Here is a 19,699-nt window from a genome sequence, read left to right as displayed (position 1 = left end):
GGCGGATGTGACCCCGGCGCGGTAGACATGCTGGCGTACCCTGTCCACGGCATGCGGCTGGAGTGCCCCCGGCCCGAAGCGCCGACATCAGGTGCATGCACACCCAGTCGTATCCGACCAAGTCGAGTCAGTGGGGAAGGCGATGGAGATGAAGGCTGAGGTGCCGCGTCTGGGTTTCGTCGGTCTCGGCGCTATGGGCGAGCCCATGGCCATGAACCTTCTGAACGCTGTTGGTGCGCTCTGCGTCTGGAATCGCAGTCCGGAACGCTGCGTGCCTCTGGCCGAGGCTGGCGCGAAAGTCGCGGCATCGCTGGACGAGCTGTTCGAACACAGTGAGGTCGTGTTCCTGATGTTGACCGATGGGGCGGCACTGGACGAGGTGCTGGGCCGGGGTGGCGAACGCTTCGGCTGGCGTGTGGCCAGTCGCATCCTGGTCAACATGGCGACCGTCTCACCCGCCTACTCAAGACAGCTGGAAGCCGACATCGGCGCGCACGGTGGCGCCTACGTCGAAGCGCCGGTGTCGGGCTCCCGCGCGCCAGCGCAGAAGGGTCAGCTGGTCTGCATGCTCGCGGGGGCAGATGCTGCGGTGGGGCAGGTGATTCCACTGCTGCGGCCGCTGTGCCGCGACGCCCTGGCGTGCGGGCCCGTGCCATCGGCCCTGGTGATGAAGTTCGCCGTCAATGTCTTTCTCATCGCGACAGTCACAGGCTTGGCGGAAGCCGCGAACTTCGCCCAAGGCCACGGACTCGATCTCGGCCGCTGGGCCACGATCGTCAACGCGAGCCAGATGGCGAGCGACATCTCGCGCATCAAGGTCGACAAGCTGCTTCGCGACGACTTCAGCCCGCAGGCAGCGATCTCGAATGTTCTCGAGACGACGCGACTGATCGCTGCCGCCGCCGAAGCGCAGGGCATCCATGCACCGCTGATCGCTTCTAGCCTGCAGTTGTACCGGCACGCCCAGTCGATGGGACTGGGCAGCGAAGACATGATCGGCGTCGTGCAGGCCTTCCAGCGGATCGCCGCAGACTCGGCCTAGCCAGAACGGAGTCAACCGCACCTGTCTTCGGCATGCAGCGCCAGCTGCTGCGGGTGCGGGCTGACCAGCGGGTCGGTCGCGCCCTGCGCGTTTGCTGCGTAGCTCGACCAGGCCTAGTCGCTGGCTTGGCTGACCCCGCGCGCATGGACCGGATTGAGTTCGATGTCGCGGCAGCAGCGCGGCGAGTGATACTCGCAGTGCACTGGGCAGGGCTTGAAGCGGCTTTCCCAACGGGTGCCGGTGCGGCGGTCGCGATCATGGATGTAGCGGACGTCGCGACGGCCCAGCGAAGCCTGATGGCGCTGACGCAGCCGATTGCCGCGGGCGTCAGCAGCAGCGGCACGTGGTGAGTCAGCAGCACATCGGCATGTACGGTGCAGCCGTGTCGGGAGGCGGCCTCGCGCAGTTCGTCGAGGTAGCGCGTGCGGTCGATGGGCGCGAAGAAGCAGGGGCGGCGATCGTTGCTGCGCTGCACGAGCTGCTGCGGCACGCCGGGCAGGTCGATGCGTGGCTGTCTTGGCGGGACGTCGAGGAGGTCTTGATCAAAGGCCCATGCTCGATGCCGACGCGCGCGTGGAGTCAGGTTCTCGATGCCCTTGGGGTAGGAGAACCTCTCAGCCTTCGACATCAGTCACGCCGCAGCAATCGCGACATGGAAGAATCGCTCTCACTTCGCGCTGCTTGGAAAGTGCGCTCTGCCCGCGGACTTTCGCGACGGTCTTGAATGAGGGCACAACCCGCTTCCAAAGCGCGAATCACAGTGCAAGTTCCGCGGACAAGTGCTGCGCGGGCGCGTGAGGCCCACGGATCGCTTCCTCCCCGCTCGGCGCTGCAGTGTCTCCTCGATGACCTGTCGGAAGCGATCCGCAGCGAAGGCGTGCCTGCACTGCGGGCGCGGCCTGACTCCGTCGACATCCTCCCGCGTGGTGGCGGATTTGACCCCGGCGCGGCAGACATGCTGGCGTACCCTGTCCACGACTGCGGAAGCAGTGCACTCAGGCCTTCCGGTGAGTGCCGCTGCAACGCGTCAACTGCTCTCCATGGTGCAGAAGACGCGGGAGAAGTCGTGCGCCGCCAGGTCGCGCTTGTGCGCGACAAAAAAGAGTTCGCCCGCATCACCCCACTGCATGTCGAGGATCGACTTCACCTGCAGCAGGATCACCCAGTCCTCGGGATTGCCCTTGCGAACGAGTGCGGCCTGGTGCTCCGGGTCCTCGTGTTGGGTGAAGCCATAGCCACCTACGGCCACGTCGAAGGGGAACCGTGCCTCAAGGGGCGCGGTGAAGTGGTCGTGCGCCATGGCCTCCAGGAAGTGTTCATCCGCGGCCAGCGTGGCGGCCGGGCCTCGCAGCAGATGCGGGTTCGACCGCACGGCATACCAGTGCGGGGCGCTCACCAGCGGCCCGGCCACCGCCCGCCGCGCCTCGTAGGCGTCGCCTGACATTTCGAAATACTCACTGGCATCGATGCGCAGCGCCCGCCCCGACGCCAGCGCTTCGCGAGGACCATCAAACCAGAGCACCCGAGGTGCGCGCGCATCGTTGCCGTAAAGGTCGTGCAGGGTGGACAGGAAGAAGTACAGAAATCCCGACCGTGGGAGATAGTCCTGGAACCTGGCGAGGTCGGCGCAGTCGAGCTGGCACAGGAATTCGTACGGCTTGCTCGCGCCATCGCAGTCGAAACGCGGATAGGGCATCGAGGGCGGAAGGTCAGGCATGCCGCCCACCCGGTGGTTGCCGAGCTGGGCGTAGTCCTCGGCGTCGCCGAGCCTGATCGCCACGCCGCGCTTGGCCAGGAACCGCAGCGCATCGGCATGCGCAGTCGCCTGCGGGCTGGCCGCGAGCACCTCGTCCACCACCGCCGCGAGTGCTGCACTGGAGCGTGCGTGGTAGGAGTCCTCGTTCCAGATCACGTCCGTCGCGCCGTCGCGCCCGCGATAGGTGAAGTCCAGCAGTCGTCGCTTGGAGGCGATGTCGAGCGCGATCGCGAAGCGGTCGGCGTTCGCGGCCTCGGGCAGGGCCTCCCACGGATTCCCATCGAGGTCCAGGCTCTCAAGATTCGGGAGCGCGAACAGGCTGTCTGGCAGCAGACGCAGCGCGTTGTTGGAGAGATTGATGGACGTCAGCGCCGGCAGCGCGATCTGCGGCGGCAATCGTTCTATCCGGTTGCCATCGAGCAGCAACCAGCGCAGCGACGGCAGTGTCCAAAGTGCGTCCGGGGTTTCCGTGAGGTCGCAACGGGTGAGCGCAAGCCGCACCAACGAGGTCGAACGACCGAGGGCGTCCGGCACGCGCGGCAGCGCGATCGAGTGAATGGTCAATTCGGTGAGGTTGGCCATGCCGAAGATCGACTCCGGCACGCGGACCGCCTGTGGCGTGCCCCAAGCGCGATGGCGCAGAAACAATGTGCGCAGCTCGGTACACCGTTCGAGCAGGCTCAGATCATCGCCCTCCTCGAGGCTTGTGAGCTGGACATGGCGCACCTGCTCCGGTGGCGCGCTGGCAATCTCTTCGATGCTCGTGAACTCGTACTCGGCCCATTCAATGGCGGCTGCATCGAGAGGCACGCAGACATCGACATCGAATCGCGTCTGCCTGTCGTAGCTCCTGTAGATGGCACCGCGCAGCGACATCCAGCCGTCGATGAATTCCAGCAGCCCGTTGAACTCGCACCCGTATGCGAGATCGGTGACGCGAACCGAGCTGTTGTAGGCCGGCCCCTTGCCATCGCGAATGGCGAAGCGTCCACGTGGCATGCCACTGCCGTGATAGACCCCCAGCACCGACACGGCCATCTCGACCCTTCCAGCGTTGGCGTACTCCGACAGCACCCCGCTTTCCAGGGCCGACACCGGGTCCGGAAACCGCATCGAAACTCTCACGCTCAGCGCCCGCGAAGACTCGGGCACGACGCAGCGCGCGACCACCTGATCGAGGCGCATCCCTGCGACGCGCGCATGTTCGCCGCCATCGTGCGGGACGGTGAACCCAGCCAGCGCCGTGAACTCAGCGTCTTCGTCGGTACTCGCCTCGCTGTTGCCCAATGCCCCCAAACGCGACAGCAGGTCATCGATCGCGGCCATCTGCTCCGCGTGTGCGGCCTCCTGCGCATTGATCGCCTCGCGCGCACCGCCGGTGTAGACATACGACTCGATGGCCGCCCAGAACAGCGGCTCATAGGTGTCGCGATCGGCCAGCGCGCAGTCTGCCGAGAATTCCTGCACGAACTCGGCGTCGAGCGGAATGTTGACGAACAGTGCGAAGTTCTCCACCGGCGTATCCGCACCGACATCGCGCAGGTAGCTCAGTGTCCGGAACAGTGCGGGCCTGCCCGCAAGTACACGCTGTCCGTCGACGAAGTCGGCCACGTCGGGACGCTTGCTGTCGAAGTAGCTGCGCACGCGCCCCTCGTAGTCGTCGTTGAAGCCAGCCTTGGGCTCGAAGGACGACACGAAGTCGATGCGCTCGCTGAGCGCGAAGTTGAAGATCGGCGGCTGCACGCCGCGCTGGATCGGCTGCACCCAGACGCTGCCGGACTCGAAGGACGTACGGACGCCATCGAAGCGATCATCGATGTCGAAGGCACAGGTCGAAAGCGTGATCCGCATGGGTCGGCGTATCCCATTCGTGAGTCGGGGGGGGCGCCATGGTGGCGCGAGGCCGCCACCCTATCGGTACACGAGGTCCGACACCACAGGCTCGACCACGTGCTGACCGCCGGGTCAGTGGCGGATGCATTGTGATGTGCGCGACGCCGGCGCGATCGGGCTTGTCTGCGACTGCGCGCCCGGCAGGGACGCTCAGGCAGGCATCCACGCTCAGCCGAAAACGGGGTCAGGTTCACTTCCGACAGCCCCGCGCGCCGAAGTCCTACAGCCTCGCCAGCGTTGTGCCCACGCATGGTCGCCACCGCTGCAGCGATGCTGTGCACATGGCCCGCCAACCTCGACTCGACCTGCCCGGCATTCCGCAGCACATCGTGCAGCGTGGAAACAATCGCCTTCCCTGCTTCCTCGACGACACCGATCGCGCCTGCTATCGCCATCTGTTGCGGGAGGCGCTGCTCGCCACGGGCTGCACGCTGCACGCCTATGTACTGATGGACAACCACGTCCACCTGTTGGCAACGCCGCCCGAAGTGGGTGCCACAGCTTGCCTGATGCAACAGCTCGGCCGGCGCTATGTCGGGCAGTTCAACGCGCGCCATGCGCGCACCGGAACGCTCTGGGAAGGTCGGTACAAGGCCTGCCTGGTCGATAGCGAACACTATCTTCTGCGCTGCAGCCGCTACATCGACCTGAACCCCGTCCGCGCCCGCATGACGGACGACCCTGCCGCATTTCCGTGGTCGAGCTGCGCGGGCCTGTGCGGGCTCCGCGAGGATCCGCTGCTGACCCCGCACCCCTTCCAGCAAGCGATCGGTGCAGACCACTATCGCGCCCTGCTCGCCGAGGCGATCAGCGACGAAGACCTGGCCGCGATCCGGCTCTACCTGCAGCAGCAACGCGCCTACGGCCGCGACGACTTTCGAGCGATGGTCGAAGCCAAAACCCAGCGCTTCGCCAGCGCGCGGCCGGCACATCGGCCGGCCAGATCAAAGAACGCGACCGGGTAAGTGAACCTGACCCCCTTTTCGGACGTATCGGCGCGCCAGCGAAGCATCAGGCCGCTGACCCAGCCGGTGACAGCGGGCGTCAGCAGCAGATGCACGTGCTGGGTCGTCAACACATAGGCGGGCGAACTCAATTCCAAGGCGCAACGGTTTTGCGACGCGGCGTCTCGCAGTTCGTGGAGCTAGCGCGTGCGGTCGATTGGCACGAAGAAGCAGGGGCGGCGGTCGTTGCCGCGCTGCACGAGGTGCTGCGGCACGCTGGGCAGGTCGATGCGTGGCTGTCTTGGCATGGCGTCGCGAGGGACTTGACCCAAGGCCCATGCTCGACGCCGACGCACGCGTGCCAAATCGGGCTGTCGATGCCCTTGGGGTAGGAGAACCACCTCGTCTTCGACTTCACTCACGCGACAGCAATCGCCCCAAGGAGGCGTCGCACTTCCAGCGCGCTGCCTGAAAAGTGGACTCTGACAGCTCCTTTTGTCAGCTGGATCGTCACCGAATGCGCCGCAGATCAAACTGCGCTGTCAACGCCCAATGCTCGCCGTCCGCCTGCAGTTGGTAGCCCTGCCAAGTGAAACGGTCGTCGCTGATATCGATGAATTGCCAGCGATGCAGCACGCCGTCGATCTTGCCGAGCAGTACGATCCGATCGTTCTTTCGGCGACCTTCCAGCTGATTCTCGGCACCGCTGACGGGATTGGTCCAGCGGATGCGCCAGCTGCCACGAGCGTGCTCGAACGTTCGCAAGGTCGTGCCGTAGCGGTTGCTGGATGCGCTGAGTGCGGCAGTCGCGCCCTGGGACGTGTCGCCGCGCGCGGCGCGCGGAGGAGAGATCCATACATCCTGCATGGCGCGGCCCTCGAGCACCCAGGAGAACCACCACTCGCCGACGCCGATACGGGTGCTGCCGTCGGCGTCGAAATCGCGAACTTCGGCCTGCCACCCCCCAACCAGCCAGGAAAAGTCATCGCTGACCTGACCGAGCGATTCATGCGGTGCGGTCGCGATCAATGCGTCGGAAAACCCTTGCCCAGCGAGCTCGATCGGACCGTCGTGACGACCGATCAATCGCCAAATGCCGGCGTAGTGACGCGGCAGCGACCAGTCATCGATTTCAAGCTCCGCACTGAAGCCACTTGCCACATTCAGGTATCGCCACTGTGTGTCATCTAGCTGCCGATAGGCTTGCAAGGCAGGCTCCACACGCAGGCCCGGAAAGCGGACCCATGCGGCACGAATCTCGGCCTCACGGGTGTGGTCGCGTCGCAGACGCGCCAGTGGCAGAGCATTGGTGCTTGGGCTCAGGCCCAAATCGATATCGAGGCATCCCGCAAGTTCGAGCGCGGGTTCACCGTCGCGCCACCAGTTGCCCTGGCCGTCATGCCACAGGCTGAGCCGACGCTCGCCTTCAGCATCGGCCAGTCGAAGCTGCAGGGACTGGCTGATGCCGTCGGCGTTGGTCTGCAGGGTGTAGTGCACCTCGATGGGAGTACCGGCATCGACTGCAAGAATGCGGCCTTCGATGCGCAGCCGTTGGCCCTCGCTGAAGACCACGGCATGCTCGTGACTGCCGGCATCCATCTCGCGATGCCAGACGTAGGTGCGTGCGCTGCGGGTCGGTGCGGACATGGCGCTTTCCTTGTCGTGGGCGGGAACTTGGGCTGCGGCATGCAGGAGTCCAAGGGTGAGCAGCGCGATCAGAAGGTTCATGGGTGCTTGGGCGCCGCTCGGGAATGTGAGCCGCTAGAATCCGCAGTCGCCGCCCGCGGCGTCTTGGGGAAAATTGCCATCGCTGACTCGCCCGCCGTCGACACCTTGATGGACGCGCGACCGGTCGCCGCCGGCGATCGCTGGCGAGTGCGCGAGTTGATTTGCCGCGCCGGGCCCGATTCGCCCAGGTTCGAGGAGCAGCACGCCTGGACCGGCGTTGCCGTGGTGATGTCGGGCAGCTTCCACTACCGATCGCAGCACGGGCGCGAGACGTTGGTGCCGGGTGCGCTGCTGCTCACCAACCGCAATGCCTGTTTCGAGTGCGGACACGAGCACAGCAGCGGTGACCGCTGTATGGCCTTCCACTTCGCGCCCGAGCTTGCGGAAAGCGCCTTCGGCGGCGATGCCCGATTCCATCGCCACCGCATCCCGCCGGTCAACGCCACCCTGCGTCTGACGACCAGTGCGGGCATGGCGTCCACCGACACAGGCGTCTGGGAAGACCTCGCCCTCAACCTGTTGGACGCTGCCATCGATCTGTCGGGCAAGTCGCTGCCGCACCGCAGGCTTGATCCACGCGCGCACTCAGCGGTGGAGCGCCTGAGCCGCGAAGTGGATGCCCAACCGCAACAGCCCTGGACGCTGCAGAGGATGTCCGACGACAGCGGCCTGGAAACGATCCGACTGATCCGACAGTTCCGCCGTTGTGTCGGCTGCACGCCCTACCAGTACGTGCTGCGCCAGCGTCTGACTCGCGCCGCGCAGTTACTACTGAAGAGCTCGGAAACGGTGCAGCAAATCGCCCTGGACTGCGGCTTCAACGACCTCTCGGAGTTCACGCGACGCTTTGCGCGTCTGTTCGGCCTACCGCCCAATAGCTTCCGGAATCGGCACCGACTTGCGATGCGCCGGCCTGGAGGTTGACCGGGAAACGGCGGAAAACGGAAAACGGGGTCAGGTTCACTTCCGACAGCCCCGCGCGCCGAAGTCCTACAGCATCGCCAGCGTTGTGCCCACGTAGGGTGGCCACCGCTGCAGCGATGCTGTGCACATGGCCCGCCAATCTCGACTCGACCTGCCAGGCATTCCGCAGCACATCGTGCAGCGTGGAAACAATCGCCTTCCCTGCTTCCTCGACGACACTGATCGCGCCTGCTATCGCCAACTGTTGCGGGAGGCGCTGCTCGCCACGGGCTGCACGCTGCACGCCTATGTACTGATGGACAACCGCGTCCACCTGTTGGCAACGCCGCCCGAAGTGGGTTCCACAGGTTGCCTGATGCAACAGCTCGGCCGGCGCTATGTCGGGCAGTTCAACGCGCGCCACGCGCGCACCGGAACGCTCTGGGAAGGTCGGTACAAGGCCTGCCTGGTCGATAGCGAACACTATCTTCTGCGCTGCAGCCGCTACATCGACCTGAACCCCGTCCGCGCCCGCATGACGGACGACCCTGCCGCATTCCCGTGGTCGAGCTGCGCGGGCCTGTGCGGGCTCCGCGAGGATCCGCTGCTGACCCCGCACCCCGTCCAGCAAGCGATCGGTGCAGACCACTATCGCGCCCTGCTCTCCGAGGCGATCAGCGACGAAGACCTCGCCTCGATCCGGCTCTACCTGCAGCAGCAACGCGCCTACGGCCGCGACGACTTTCGTGCGATGGTCGAAGCCAAGACCCAGCGCTTCGCCAACGTGCGGCCGGCACATCGGCCGGCCAGATCAAAGAACGCGACCGGGTAAGTGAACCTGACCCCGTTCTTGGACCCCGTTCTTGGCGGCGCAATGGTGACCCCGCTCCTCGCCTCAGACACGCCGTGGCGGCGAGACCTCCCGCACCGCGCTATACCCTCCCCAGCCAGAGGCACAGAGAGTTGCAGCACCATATAGGCCGAGCAAGATGCCGCTAAAGCCGCCCGCTGCGTAGCCCATAAATAAGTAAAATGCAAACCAAAAGAGGCCCGCGAGAACAACCACTACTAACGCGGTCCATGCGGCTGTTCGCACATGAAGCCAAGCCGTCCAATACTTCTCGGCATATTCGCAAGTAATTCCGATTCCGGCGTAGTAGACAAACCAGCCAAGAATAATAGGAATTAAGTCAATTGCGTGGAGGCTTTCACCATCCCAAGCGTATCGCCCGCCACTTCCGCTGCCGAACAACAATCTGAAGAGCGGATCGATGTAGTTGTTCCATAGAAGCAGGCCCAACGCATGCAGGCCTACAAGAAGAAGAGCGACTAAAAGCCCGAAAAGGACGGCTGAGATGTACTTCATCTTAACGGCTCGGCTGGATGGACATAAGCTGGCCACTACGCTCGCGGCCATTCTCCGTTTCCTACTCAATGGAGCTCAGGAGCACCAAATGTGGGGAAGGAAGTGAACCTGACCCCTTTTCCTACTCTGCTTTCTCGACCGGGTAAGTGAACCTGACCCCCTTTCCGCACCCTTTCCGCAGCACGATTGCGTGCGCGCGGCAACGCTTTGCTGCTTTGCTAGCTCTGACCCAGAGCTCTCGAGATCAGGCCACGCTCTCCGTGGCATGTGGCAAAACAAGACCTGAAGACTCATCGCGCCGCCCCCGACTGCTGACAGGACAGTCCAAGGTGCGGAACCTAGCTGGCTCATGTCCAGCAGCAGTAGGAGGCGGCGATGACACTGTACGCAGCGATTGATCTTCATTCCAACAACGGGGTGCTGTCCGTCATCGACGAGCAGGACGAAGTGGTGTTCGAGCGACGTTTGCCGAACAGCTTGGAGCACGTGCTGCAGGCGCTTGGGCCCTTCCTCAATGCGCTGAAGGCGCTGGCGGTGGAGTCGACCTACAACTGGTACTGGCTGGTCGATGGCCTGATGGATGCCGGCGTTGATGTTCGTCTGGTGAACACGGCCGCGATTCCGCAGTACGCAGGCCTGAAGCATGGCAATGACCACACGGATGCGCGGCATCTTGCCCATCTGCTGCGCCTGAACCTGCTGCCCGAGGGCTACATCTACCCGCGTGAGCGACGCGGCGTGCGCGATCTGCTGCGACGACGCTTTCTGCTGGTTCGCCAGAGCGTGACGCTGACCAATTCGCTGCAGAGTGCGTGGTCGCGGCGTATGGGCCACGGCATCCGCACCAACGACCTGCGGCAGCTGACCGGCGAGGCGATCGAGAGCACGTTCATGGACGTTCATGAGCGCCTGGCGGTGCTGTCAGAACTCAAGCTGTTGCAGTGTTTGCACAGCCAGGTCGACCAGATGGAACGCTGGGTGCTGGAGTCGATCCGTTGCACGCCCGAACTGCAAGCGCTGCGCAGCGTGCCGGGTATCGGTGTTGTGCTCGGTAGCACCATCCTCCTGGAGACGGGCGAGATCTCACGCTTCGAAAGCGTCGGCGACTACGCCTCGTACTGCCGCATGGTCGAGAGCACGCGGCTCTCCAACGGCAAGAAGAAGGGCAGCGGCAACGCCAAGTGCGGCAACCGCTACCTGAGCTGGGCGTGGATCGAAGCCGCGAACTTCGCGATCCGCTTCAGCCCCGAGATCCGCCGCTGGTTCGATCGCAAGGCGAGCAAGAAGCCGCGCCCGGTGGCGATCAAATCCGTGGCCCACAAGCTGGCACGCGCCGGCTACCACCTGATCAAAGACGGAGGCCACTTCGATGTGAAGCGGGCGTTCGGCTAAGCACACCGGCGGCGCCTGAGGTCGGAACATGGGGTTGGTTTGCAACCACCAGATCTGAATGATCCAGGCGTCGTCGGACCCGATTCAAAGGCAGGGGCCGCCTGCCCGGCGAGCCAACGAAGGGTTGGACGCGCACCGCGCGAACCACGTTACCTGTGCAGCCAAAACCGGCCACATGGACGCCAGGGCAGAACCGATGAGTGTTTGGGGCAGCGATGCCTGGGGCTCCCGAAGGAGCCTAGATCCAAAATGGTGACTGGTGCGGCCAAGAGCCGCAGCCACACGTGAACACAGGCGGGGACGGTCAAGCCAAGAGCGGGTCAGCAGGAATAGAGAGAAGCCCGGGAAGCGGGAGGAGTTTTGTCAGCCCTGTTGACACGGGCGGCGCAATGGTGACCCTCGGCTTCTCATTTTCGCCACCTCCTTCCGTATCCTCCCGATGCTACAAGACTAGACCTGACCCTGTCGTCTTGCTGTCGTCTTGGCCCAACTTAACTTGAGGTCGAACAGCTCGGCTAGTTGCTCGTAGCGTTCGCGGACTTCTGAGTCATGAAGCCCCGAAGTCTCTGCAGCGCGAGCCACCTGTGCTTCCGAGATAACATTGCCAGGGTCCAGCCAAGTTGCCTTGGCGTAAGATCTTTCGGCAAGAAGTGCCCGGTCGATTAGCTCTTCGCGGGTTTGTGCGAGTGCTCCTAGGGCTGCCCGCCTCACCTCTTCGCTACTGTGTCCAAGGTAGGAAGCAATCGCCACAAACTCATTTTTGCCTCCGACCTCTCCAACAGTGCTGAGTATTCGGGATTGCGTGCGCGGTGGAGCGTAAGGTAGCTGCCGAAGCAGAGCCGGGACGGCCTCTGTTGTTCTGTGCGAGGCAACTATCCAACTGAGAAAGTACAATGCCTCACTGTCGCAATCTGTACGTTCAATCGCCTCGACCACACGAGCCAACTCGACAGTCCCGAGGTCAACTGATTGCGACTTGTTCGGCTTGTCCGTTATCCAGGCCAGCGCCCATGCGGCCGCATGGCTAACCGCCGCGCCGCCAGATAGCCAACGTGTCAGCCCCTCTGCCAGGTCATTGAACTTGTATTCAGTTCCTTCATAGGCCATTTCCATTGCCATTAGAGCGACGCTAGCCGCTTCGCGTTCAGTGGCTTGCTTTAGAAGAATTGTGGCCTGCGCAAGCCGACTTGTATCTTGATCATTTCGTTTCCGCTGCAGTATGGCGTAAAGAGACCCACTGCTGCTCCGCCTGAAGGGTTCAGATTCCCTGAAGAACTGGTCCAGAAGTGCCTCAGCCGTTGGGCTGGCCCAGCGCGACCCGGCAAGTTGAACAATAGCTGCGTCTAGGCTGCTATTCACATATCCCTCGCCATCACAGGGTCGAATTGCGGCAATGAGGGATTGGATAACGTCACCAGCCACTTCTGGGCTAACATTGGGCTCGTCAGCAAGGCATAAGGCTGCTTGTACAGCCCGCGGCCTGGCTGTTTCCAGCTCTCCAGGAAGCGGGCGCAAGACGCCACGTAGTGCTCCATCGATTTGCTCGTCAGGGCACAGCGCCAAACATAGGCGAATTGCCTCTCGCCAGTTTTCAACCACTGCCATGTCAGCCTCTGCGTCAACTACGCCAAACTCTGAATCCCCAACTTGGCCCGCGAGCGGTGCGATAACCTCAGCCAGGCTCTGACCAGCTTCTCTACCCCTATAGTGCCCCTGCACCAAGGCAAGTCCGGCCAGGAACTCCTGCAGAGTCAGATGGCGGAACTCGTAGACCGGCCTGCTGCGGCCCTGATGACGAGAGTAACCGCTCTGTATCAAGAGGCCCGTCCGACGCTCTAGAAGGGCAAGAAAATCTTCCGGACTATGCTGAGTCAATGGGTGTATGTTCGGGTAGTCCGTGCGGCACTGTCGAAGCAAGTCCAACGCTTGGTCTTCGCGCAGTTGTTGAATTCCCTCAGCACACATCGCGTGAGCTATATACTCCAGTTGTGGTAATGCTTCGCGATCGTCCAATGCCGTATCTACAGCACTGCGCCAATTAAGTAAGACTTCTACTGCCTTCTCGTACAAGTCGACTCGACGCTGTGGCAAACGTCCAATCTTTCTTTTAATCAACGCCATTGTCGTAAGCAGCATCGGGTTGCCGGTAAGTCGCTCAATCCGGTCGCTAGAATGAATGTCGTTAATCAATTCTGCTGCTGCGGCCTGTTGCCGATCAGGTTGCTCGGTGAGGGCGCACCACCGGCGAGCAAAATCGTCCTTATCTTCGTGCGACAAGTCAGCGACGGTGAGATGTTCAAATCCAGCTCGGATTCGGTGGCCCATTTCCCTATAGCCTACTATGCGTGAGGTGGCAACCACTGGCGCTAAAGGGTGTGCGCGATGGATCAGCTCTATCTGTTCAGCCAAGCGAATTCGTGCACTGGGGTCGGTTACCTCGTCGAGGCCATCGATCAATAGTAGCGCCTCCCCACGTTCGAGCTTTCCGCGCAACAACTGCTTCAAAGCGTCGCATTGATCTTCCGTCAACTCGCTTTTGCGCAGCGTGTGTTGGAGCATGCTGTCTAATGTCACCGTCTCGGGTGGCAGGTCGCGGCAACGAATCAGAATAGGAAGCCAATCGTTTGCTGGCAAACTGGCAATGTCCGGCAGCGCCTGCCAGTCTCCGTCTGCTTGTAGGCGCAACAAATATGCTGTAGCGATCCAACGCAATAGGGTGCTCTTCCCTGCCCCTGGGTCACCCAGAACTACAAGGCGTTTAGCCGCAGCAAGTCGCTCTCCAACAGAAACAAGTTTTGTTTCTGCCTCTTGCCTTTCGCGTGGTGCCCCCCACCCTGCGCGCCTCTGCGCTTCGAGGGCCAGTAGAGTCTGCTCCCCCACTTCGTCATCAATCCGTCCTTCAAGGCGCAGGCGAAGGGCAACATAAAGGCGGCGTAGTTCGAGTTCGCGCGAGGCTAGGTGGCGATCGTCTTCCGGAAGGTTGGCGAGATCGACGATGTCACAGGCGCAGAGGGTGAGGGCCCTGTAACGCGACTCGAGATCGAAAGCTCGCTGCATCTCGCGTGTATCTGCGTCAAGTGGACAGCGCGCAAGCAAAGCGGTCAATAGATCGCTGACACCTTGTGCAGGATTACTATGGTACTCGGAAATCCTCGCGCCTAGCGCAAGAACCTCAAGATGCGCGTTTGCCTCCATTCGCACAGGAAAGATGAATATCTTGCTTCTTTGACTGCGTGCAGCGTTGAGAAGACGATATGGCAGCCCGGTCCCGGCAGCTTTTATTGTCCCGCAAAGAACCAAAGGTCCATTAGCGGCCAACAGATTAGAAGCTTCTTCGGTGAAGGAGTCCCCGACTAGAATTGTGCCATAGTGAATGGGTTCGTAGCCTGCTTTCCGAATCGGTTCGGCTAGCAATTCAGCCCAGCTTTCTTCACCCTCTGCGTGGACGATCAGCACCTTTACGCTCACTGCATTGCCCTCAGTAGGTCGTTGACTGCCTTATTCCAGTCTGAGACTAAGTCGGCAAACTTAATGTCCGCCACTATCGCTGATGGTTCGCCGCCGCTCAATCGGGCTGGCAATACTTTGATGGGCTGGCCAGAGAGTTGGCGGTGCAAGGCTGAGTGGAACTCTCTATCGGTCCAGTCGGAGGGTCCGGCGGCCGAATAGCACAACACCAGATAATTTGCTGCACTCAAACCCTCTTCAATTTTGGCGACTATTGAATCGCCGACGCCTATCCTCCAGATGTCTAACCAAACCTCATGTCCAGCTGCGCCAAATTGCTCTGCGAGTTGCATGGCGAGTGCCTTGTCGGCGCTGCGGTGACAAATGAAGACCATCGACATTCGAGATTCCTTTGTAGGGAGACTAGGCATTTGAAGTGCTTTCTAATGTGCCACCGCTGGAAGCTATGGCATTGTTTGAACTGGTGGATTTCTACCCGCGAAAAGGCGAATCGCTAGTTGACTCACTGAGATTTGGTTGTCAATATTCTTTTTGGGGTTGCTTCCGTAGAGCGTTCTCGAAACCGTGGTCAGGTCTTGGAATCCGGGGTCAGGCCCTTTTGTGCCACATCACCCCGCTCCGGAGCGAATTCACACGCTCCGCACTCGATTTGGCTATGCCCGCAACCGCAACAGCCAAATGCCCCCGCCCCCGCCAAAACCCACTCCCCAGCCACCGCCCCTCCATCCCATAGAACCCCGACACTGCCCCCGATACACCCGATGTATCTCCCGCAGATGCCGAGCATACCCACCGACCGCATCGGCATCGCCCAGCTCGCTAGCGCAGATCACCCCCGCAGCCCGCACCCCCGTATAGAGCGCATTCGCAATCCCCTTCGAAGAGAGCGGATCAAACGCCATCGCCGCATCACCCACAGCAAGCCAACGCTCCCCGCCTGCGTGGTCAAGCTCCGTACTCCCCGCATCCGCCCCCAGCACCTCCCCATGCGGGCGCCAGCCGTGTTCGCTGCACAGCGCATGCAGCTGCGGCGCTAAGCGCAGCGCATCCCACAGGCCCTCACCGGTGAGCAACCCACGGCGCTCCGAGGCACCGGCTTCTCCGCTGAAGTCGCTCAGATAAGCGATCAGGCGTTCGCCTGAGGGCAGCAGCACGCTGTACCACCAGCCGTTGGACACGGCTTCGACCCAGGTGCGGCCGTCGCGGTCGGTGGCGGTGCCGCCGATCAGTCGCTGATGGAAAGCGAGCAGGCGGTCGTGGGTGATGCGCTGCGCGCCCAGGGCACGTGCGAGCGAGGCGCTGCGTCCGCTGGCGTCGATCAGCCAGCGTGCCTCTAGCCGCTGTGGCGCGGCCTCGCCGATGCGCAGTTCGAGTACGTGCGGTGTGCGCGCATCGCCGCGCTCCAGCAGGCGCAGGCGTGCGCCATCAAACACCTGCGCACCGGCCGCGTGCGCTGCGGTGCGCAGGCCGGCATCGAAGCGCGCGCGATCCAGCTGCAGGCCGTCGCCGTGCAGGCCGAACAGGCTGTCTTCGGTGTGCGGGCTGTCCGAACCCCAGAAGGCGACGGTGCCCGGGCTGCGGCGGTGGCCATCGGCCAGCACCTGATCCAGCACGCCGAGTTCGCGCAGCAGCGCGCGCGCCGACGGCGGCAGGCCTTCGCCGATACGCGGCCAGCGGCCGGTGCCGGCGTCGGCCAGCAGTACGCGCTGGCCTTGCTTGGCCAAGGCGATGGCGGCAGCGGCCCCGCCCGGGCCGCCGCCGGCGATGGCGACATCGACCGTTGTCAGCAAGGCGCGAACCTCAGCGGCGCTTCGGGCCGTGGCGCACCGGCAGCGGTGCGGCGGCGGCCTCTTCGTGGGTGGCGAAGTTCGCGCCGCGCGGCAGGGCGCGCGTGCCCAGCTTGGGGTGCGCTTCGGCCGCGGCGGCCTTGAGCCTCGGTGCTGAGGCTTGCGCGGTCAGGCTGCCCGCATCCGCGGGCGCGACCTGCGGCCCGTAGCTGGCCACCATCATCGTGGACGGAAACGCTGGGTCGCCGTGCACGCCCTCGCGCACTTCCACCAGGCCCATCGAGCCGAAGATCCGCACCATCTGCGTCATCTGTTCGGCGGTGGTGCCGTGCAGGGGCGCGTTCCAGTCGGTGCGGCTGACGAAGGCCTCGATGCGGCGATCGCGCGGCTGCGAGGTGTCGATGACGACGTCATAGTCCGCTTCGGCAAGCACCTGGTTGGGCACGCGCGCGGGCCAGAAGGTGGGCGCGAAGGGGTCGTAGGCTTTGTCGTAGCCGGCGCGGCAGAACGCGGTATCGGCCTGCCAGGGCAGGCCCATCCAGCGGTTGATGTCGCCGGGCGACTGCGCGTGCAGCGGGCCGTTGGCCGACAGGGCGGTGGTTTGGTCCAGGGTCGGGCCATAGTTCGGCGGCTGAACACCCGGCGGCCGGCGGCGGATGCGGAAGGGCCGCTCGAACATCGTCAGATGCCGCATGGGCCAGGTCATTTCGCAGCCCGGGTGGAAGGCATCGGCCAGGCAGAACTCCAGCGCGGCGCGATCGAGCATGGCCGGCTGCTCGGCCAGCGGGACGTCATCGATGCTCGCAGGCGGCGCGGGCCGCGTGGCCCAGTCGTTGACGAAGTCGCCGGCCACCCAGCGCTGCAGCAGCTCGTACTGGGTCTGGCTGACGCTGGCGTTCTGGCGCGGGCTCTCGCCCGCCGGCACTTCCATCGCATCGCCGTACAGCCAGGGCCAGGGCATCTGGTTGCCGTCGGGCGGCGTCGGCGGGCGGAAGCTGTTGAAGATCTGGCGGCGGAACTCGGTGTTGGGGTCGAAGGCCTTCGGTGGCGGCAGAGCCGACAGCCGCTCGATCAGCGCGGGGTCTTCGAAGTCGAAGCGGCCGCCGTGGCCGAACAGGGTGGCGAAGCCCTGGTTCACCCACTGCAGGCCGCTGAGCCGCTGCAGGGTCGGGTACACGTCCTGCGTAAACGACACCGTGGCAGGCGCGGGCAGCCAGCCGGCCTGCAGGTAGAGATCGTGCAGCAGGTCGTACATCGTGCGCTCGGCCTTGACCTGCGGCGCGTAGTTCGGCGGCGCGGTGACCACCCAGGCCGATTCGACGGGAATCGCGCGGCCTTCGATGTTGACGGTGGCTTCGACCGTGCCGTCGCAGGTGTCGTCGTACCAGCCGTCGGCGTTGATGAAGGAGTTGCCGTCGCTGGGGATGAAGATCGGCGTGCCGGTGGGCGAGGCCGAGACGCCGTGGCCGCCGAGCACCAGCAGGCGGCCGGCTTCATCCGTGCGCAGCTCGCCGAGCTTGACGGCCACGCCGGTGAACGTGCCGCTGCAGTCCACCGCGGCGGCATTGCGCCCGGAAACATGCTGCGGGCCGGCATCGATCACCAGGGTGTCGCGCTCGGTCACCTTGGCGTTGCGCAGCGGCAGGGTGGTGGTCGCGGCCTCGGGGATGTCCATCGCGATCTGCCACTGGTACCAGGCGGCCTTGCTGTTGGCGAGGTGCACGGTCCAGGCGATGTCGGCCCAGTCAGCGGTGAGCTCGCGCACCACCTCACCCGCGGCGTTGTAGCCGTAGATGCGGAACTGCGCGGCTTCGCGCTTCAAGGCGCCCGTGGCGTCGCGATAGAAGCCCGGCGCCTGCGGCGGCGGCTCGGCGACCTGCGGGGCGAGGTAGAAGTCCTGTTCGCTGTTGCCGACGCGGGCGACGCCGATTGCCGGATGGATGGCCGCGCGCACGATGCGGGTGTCGACCGCGGCCGGATACGGCACGCCGGGCGCGTACTGAGCGGGCCTGGGCACGGTGGGCTCGGCCAGGGGCACGCCGTTGGTGTTGCGGCGGTTCTCGGAGGACGCGCGATAGACCACGGCGCGCGCGTCGGAAATGCTGCCGATCGGGCGATGCTCGGGCAGCGCATGCCAGGGGTTGTAGGCGAGGTTCTCGCCGTAGCTCGACTGGCCGCGGGCGCCGGCGTCCTGCTGCGGCAGCTCCAGAATGCCGACCTGCACGGGCGCGCTGAGCGCTTCGCTCCAGGCCACGGTGGCGGCATCGAGCGGCATGGCGGCGTCGTCGGTGCGCAGTTGCACCAGGAAGCGGAAGCGCGCCGGGCCGCGGCGCAGGCGCGCGTGCAGATCGGCGCGCAGGTAGAAGGGGTCGTTGAAGTCGGGCGGCGCGTCGGGGGCCGCGGCGTCCAGGGGTTCGAGCTTGTACTTCACGTAGCGGCCTTCGCCGAAGGCATAGGGCAGCACGCTCCAATAGGGCGTGGTCAGCGCTGAGTCGACCACCTTTTCCATCGCATTCAGCACCTGCTGGGTGATGGGGTGGTCCTTGAGGTACTGGTCGCCCTTTCGGTGCAGCGAGGCGCAGGTGAACTCGCACATGTCGCGCGCGGTGTCGACGAAAAAGACGTCGTGGTTCTGCAGGATGAAGTCGTGGGTCAGGGCGTCCTGATCGGGCGCCAGCAGCTTCTCGCCCTCGACCCCGAACAGCTTGATGCCGATGCCGGTGGTGCCCTTGAGATCGGGCGCGCCGGGCTGGACATCGGCCGAGAAGCGCACCCACACCGGGTACTCGCGTGCCGGCTTGAATACGCCCACCTGCAGTGACTCGGGCAGATCGGCATCGACGATGAAACGCCCCTGTGCCGCGCCGTGCAGACGCAGGAACACCGGCCGCGTGGCGGGATCGCGGCCCGCAGCCATGCCGCGGCCCTGGAAGTAGTCGACGAAGAGCTGCTTGAGGCCTTGGATGGGGTCGTCGGCGCAGCAACAGGGCTCGGGCGGCAGCACCGGCGGCAGGCGGATGGGCGTGGCGCAGCCGGAGTTTGATGAGGGTGCGGAGGAGGCAGCGGAGGCATCGGACGAGCTCGACATGGAACATCCCCAAGTGACGCGCAGGCCACGCGCTGGACAGGGCCGGGCATCGCCCCGGCGGCGGTGCGACAGCTCAAGGCCGTCGCTGCGGGCAGGAGGAGATGGGCCTGCGCTCGAACCGCGTCAGATCCGCAGCGCCGATGGCATCAGCGCAGCCGCGCTGGACGAGCCGCTTGCTGCCGCCGCCGCGCCTGAAACCGCCGTTTCCGCTGCAGAACGTAGGTGCAGCGTTGCGCCGCCGCGCCCCCTGTACGCGCTCGCAGAGTGAGAGCCGCATCACAGTCGGTCAACCTGTCAGATCCAACAGGCTGGAGGCGGATCGCCTGTCCTGA

At 64.2% G+C, this 19,699-nt stretch carries 13 protein-coding genes; 6 read left to right on the top strand and 7 right to left on the bottom strand.

Going from position 1 to position 19,699, the window contains the following annotated elements; all coding sequences use genetic code 11:
- The first annotated feature begins 148 nt into the window (after positions 1 to 148).
- Together H4O13_15150 and H4O13_15145 are read left to right on the top strand one after the other, a co-directional pair.
- Complete coding sequence (locus H4O13_15150) at positions 149 to 1,042, top strand: NAD(P)-dependent oxidoreductase (protein MBE5316726.1); 894 nt, start codon at positions 149 to 151, stop codon at positions 1,040 to 1,042.
- A 346-nt stretch (positions 1,043 to 1,388) separates the two neighbouring features.
- A complete protein-coding gene (locus tag H4O13_15145) occupies positions 1,389 to 1,766 on the top strand; it encodes a hypothetical protein (protein MBE5316725.1) in 378 nt (125 codons plus the stop codon).
- Between the two features lie 303 nt (positions 1,767 to 2,069).
- On the opposite strand, the gene H4O13_15140 is transcribed toward H4O13_15145, so the two are convergent.
- On the bottom strand, positions 2,070 to 4,649 hold the full coding sequence (locus tag H4O13_15140; protein ID MBE5316724.1) for a DUF1963 domain-containing protein: 2,580 nt from the start codon (positions 4,647 to 4,649) through the stop codon (positions 2,070 to 2,072).
- Between the two features lie 323 nt (positions 4,650 to 4,972).
- Between H4O13_15140 and H4O13_15135 the strand changes: the two genes are divergently transcribed.
- Positions 4,973 to 5,656, top strand: coding sequence for a transposase (locus H4O13_15135; GenBank protein MBE5316723.1), 684 nt, complete (start codon positions 4,973 to 4,975; stop codon positions 5,654 to 5,656).
- A gap of 489 nt (positions 5,657 to 6,145) precedes the next feature.
- On the opposite strand, the gene H4O13_15130 is transcribed toward H4O13_15135, so the two are convergent.
- The gene (locus H4O13_15130) at positions 6,146 to 7,363 is read right to left on the bottom strand and encodes a putative glycolipid-binding domain-containing protein (GenBank protein ID MBE5316722.1); all 1,218 of its coding nucleotides are present in this window, start codon (positions 7,361 to 7,363) and stop codon (positions 6,146 to 6,148) included.
- Positions 7,364 to 7,471: 108 nt separating this feature from the next.
- Here H4O13_15130 and H4O13_15125 point away from each other — a divergent pair, with 108 nt between their 5' ends.
- Both H4O13_15125 and H4O13_15120 read left to right on the top strand, forming a co-directional pair.
- On the top strand, positions 7,472 to 8,287 hold the full coding sequence (locus tag H4O13_15125; protein MBE5316721.1) for a helix-turn-helix transcriptional regulator: 816 nt from the start codon (positions 7,472 to 7,474) through the stop codon (positions 8,285 to 8,287).
- A 127-nt stretch (positions 8,288 to 8,414) separates the two neighbouring features.
- Positions 8,415 to 9,098, top strand: a complete 684-nt coding sequence (locus H4O13_15120) for a transposase (GenBank protein MBE5316720.1) — start codon at positions 8,415 to 8,417, stop codon at positions 9,096 to 9,098.
- Positions 9,099 to 9,161: 63 nt separating this feature from the next.
- Here H4O13_15120 and H4O13_15115 read toward each other — a convergent pair whose 3' ends face one another.
- Positions 9,162 to 9,632, bottom strand: coding sequence for a hypothetical protein (locus H4O13_15115; GenBank protein ID MBE5316719.1), 471 nt, complete (start codon positions 9,630 to 9,632; stop codon positions 9,162 to 9,164).
- A gap of 375 nt (positions 9,633 to 10,007) precedes the next feature.
- Between H4O13_15115 and H4O13_15110 the strand changes: the two genes are divergently transcribed.
- Positions 10,008 to 11,024, top strand: a complete 1,017-nt coding sequence (locus tag H4O13_15110; protein MBE5316718.1) for an IS110 family transposase — start codon at positions 10,008 to 10,010, stop codon at positions 11,022 to 11,024.
- 450 nt (positions 11,025 to 11,474) lie between these two features.
- On the opposite strand, the gene H4O13_15105 is transcribed toward H4O13_15110, so the two are convergent.
- From H4O13_15105 to H4O13_15090, 4 genes are all read right to left on the bottom strand, one after another.
- Positions 11,475 to 14,480 carry an NACHT domain-containing protein gene (locus H4O13_15105; protein MBE5316717.1) on the bottom strand — a complete coding sequence of 1,002 codons (3,006 nt, stop codon included), beginning with the start codon at positions 14,478 to 14,480 and terminating at the stop codon, positions 11,475 to 11,477.
- 8 nt (positions 14,481 to 14,488) lie between these two features.
- Complete coding sequence (locus H4O13_15100; protein MBE5316716.1) at positions 14,489 to 14,872, bottom strand: toll/interleukin-1 receptor domain-containing protein; 384 nt, start codon at positions 14,870 to 14,872, stop codon at positions 14,489 to 14,491.
- A 273-nt stretch (positions 14,873 to 15,145) separates the two neighbouring features.
- Positions 15,146 to 16,282: an FAD-dependent monooxygenase gene (locus H4O13_15095; GenBank protein ID MBE5316715.1), complete on the bottom strand. Its 1,137-nt coding sequence runs from the start codon at positions 16,280 to 16,282 to the stop codon at positions 15,146 to 15,148.
- 10 nt (positions 16,283 to 16,292) lie between these two features.
- Positions 16,293 to 19,196 (bottom strand): LodA/GoxA family CTQ-dependent oxidase, encoded by a 2,904-nt coding sequence (locus tag H4O13_15090; protein MBE5316714.1) that lies wholly within the window; start codon positions 19,194 to 19,196, stop codon positions 16,293 to 16,295.
- Between the last annotated feature and the right edge of the window lie 503 nt (positions 19,197 to 19,699).

The organism is Lysobacterales bacterium (assembly GCA_014946745.1).
Taxonomy (GTDB): Bacteria; Pseudomonadota; Gammaproteobacteria; order Xanthomonadales; family Xanthomonadaceae; genus Aquimonas.
The sequence above is the reverse complement of the archived record's forward strand: the minus strand, read 5'-3'. Positions and strand labels throughout refer to the sequence as shown.

Excerpts from the sequence above, each read along its gene's own strand:
- H4O13_15100 (MBE5316716.1), bottom strand. The coding sequence starts at position 14,872 with ATGTCGATGGTCTTCATTTGTCACCGCAGCGCCGACAAGGCACTCGCC.
- H4O13_15150 (MBE5316726.1), top strand. The coding sequence starts at position 149 with ATGAAGGCTGAGGTGCCGCGTCTGGGTTTCGTCGGTCTCGGCGCTATG.
- H4O13_15125 (MBE5316721.1), top strand. The coding sequence starts at position 7,472 with ATGGACGCGCGACCGGTCGCCGCCGGCGATCGCTGGCGAGTGCGCGAG.
- H4O13_15115 (MBE5316719.1), bottom strand. The coding sequence starts at position 9,632 with ATGAAGTACATCTCAGCCGTCCTTTTCGGGCTTTTAGTCGCTCTTCTT.
- H4O13_15130 (MBE5316722.1), bottom strand. The coding sequence starts at position 7,363 with ATGAACCTTCTGATCGCGCTGCTCACCCTTGGACTCCTGCATGCCGCA.
- H4O13_15110 (MBE5316718.1), top strand. The coding sequence starts at position 10,008 with ATGACACTGTACGCAGCGATTGATCTTCATTCCAACAACGGGGTGCTG.
- H4O13_15120 (MBE5316720.1), top strand. The coding sequence starts at position 8,415 with ATGGCCCGCCAATCTCGACTCGACCTGCCAGGCATTCCGCAGCACATC.
- H4O13_15090 (MBE5316714.1), bottom strand. The coding sequence starts at position 19,196 with ATGGCTGCGGGCCGCGATCCCGCCACGCGGCCGGTGTTCCTGCGTCTG.
- H4O13_15140 (MBE5316724.1), bottom strand. The coding sequence starts at position 4,649 with ATGCGGATCACGCTTTCGACCTGTGCCTTCGACATCGATGATCGCTTC.
- H4O13_15135 (MBE5316723.1), top strand. The coding sequence starts at position 4,973 with ATGGCCCGCCAACCTCGACTCGACCTGCCCGGCATTCCGCAGCACATC.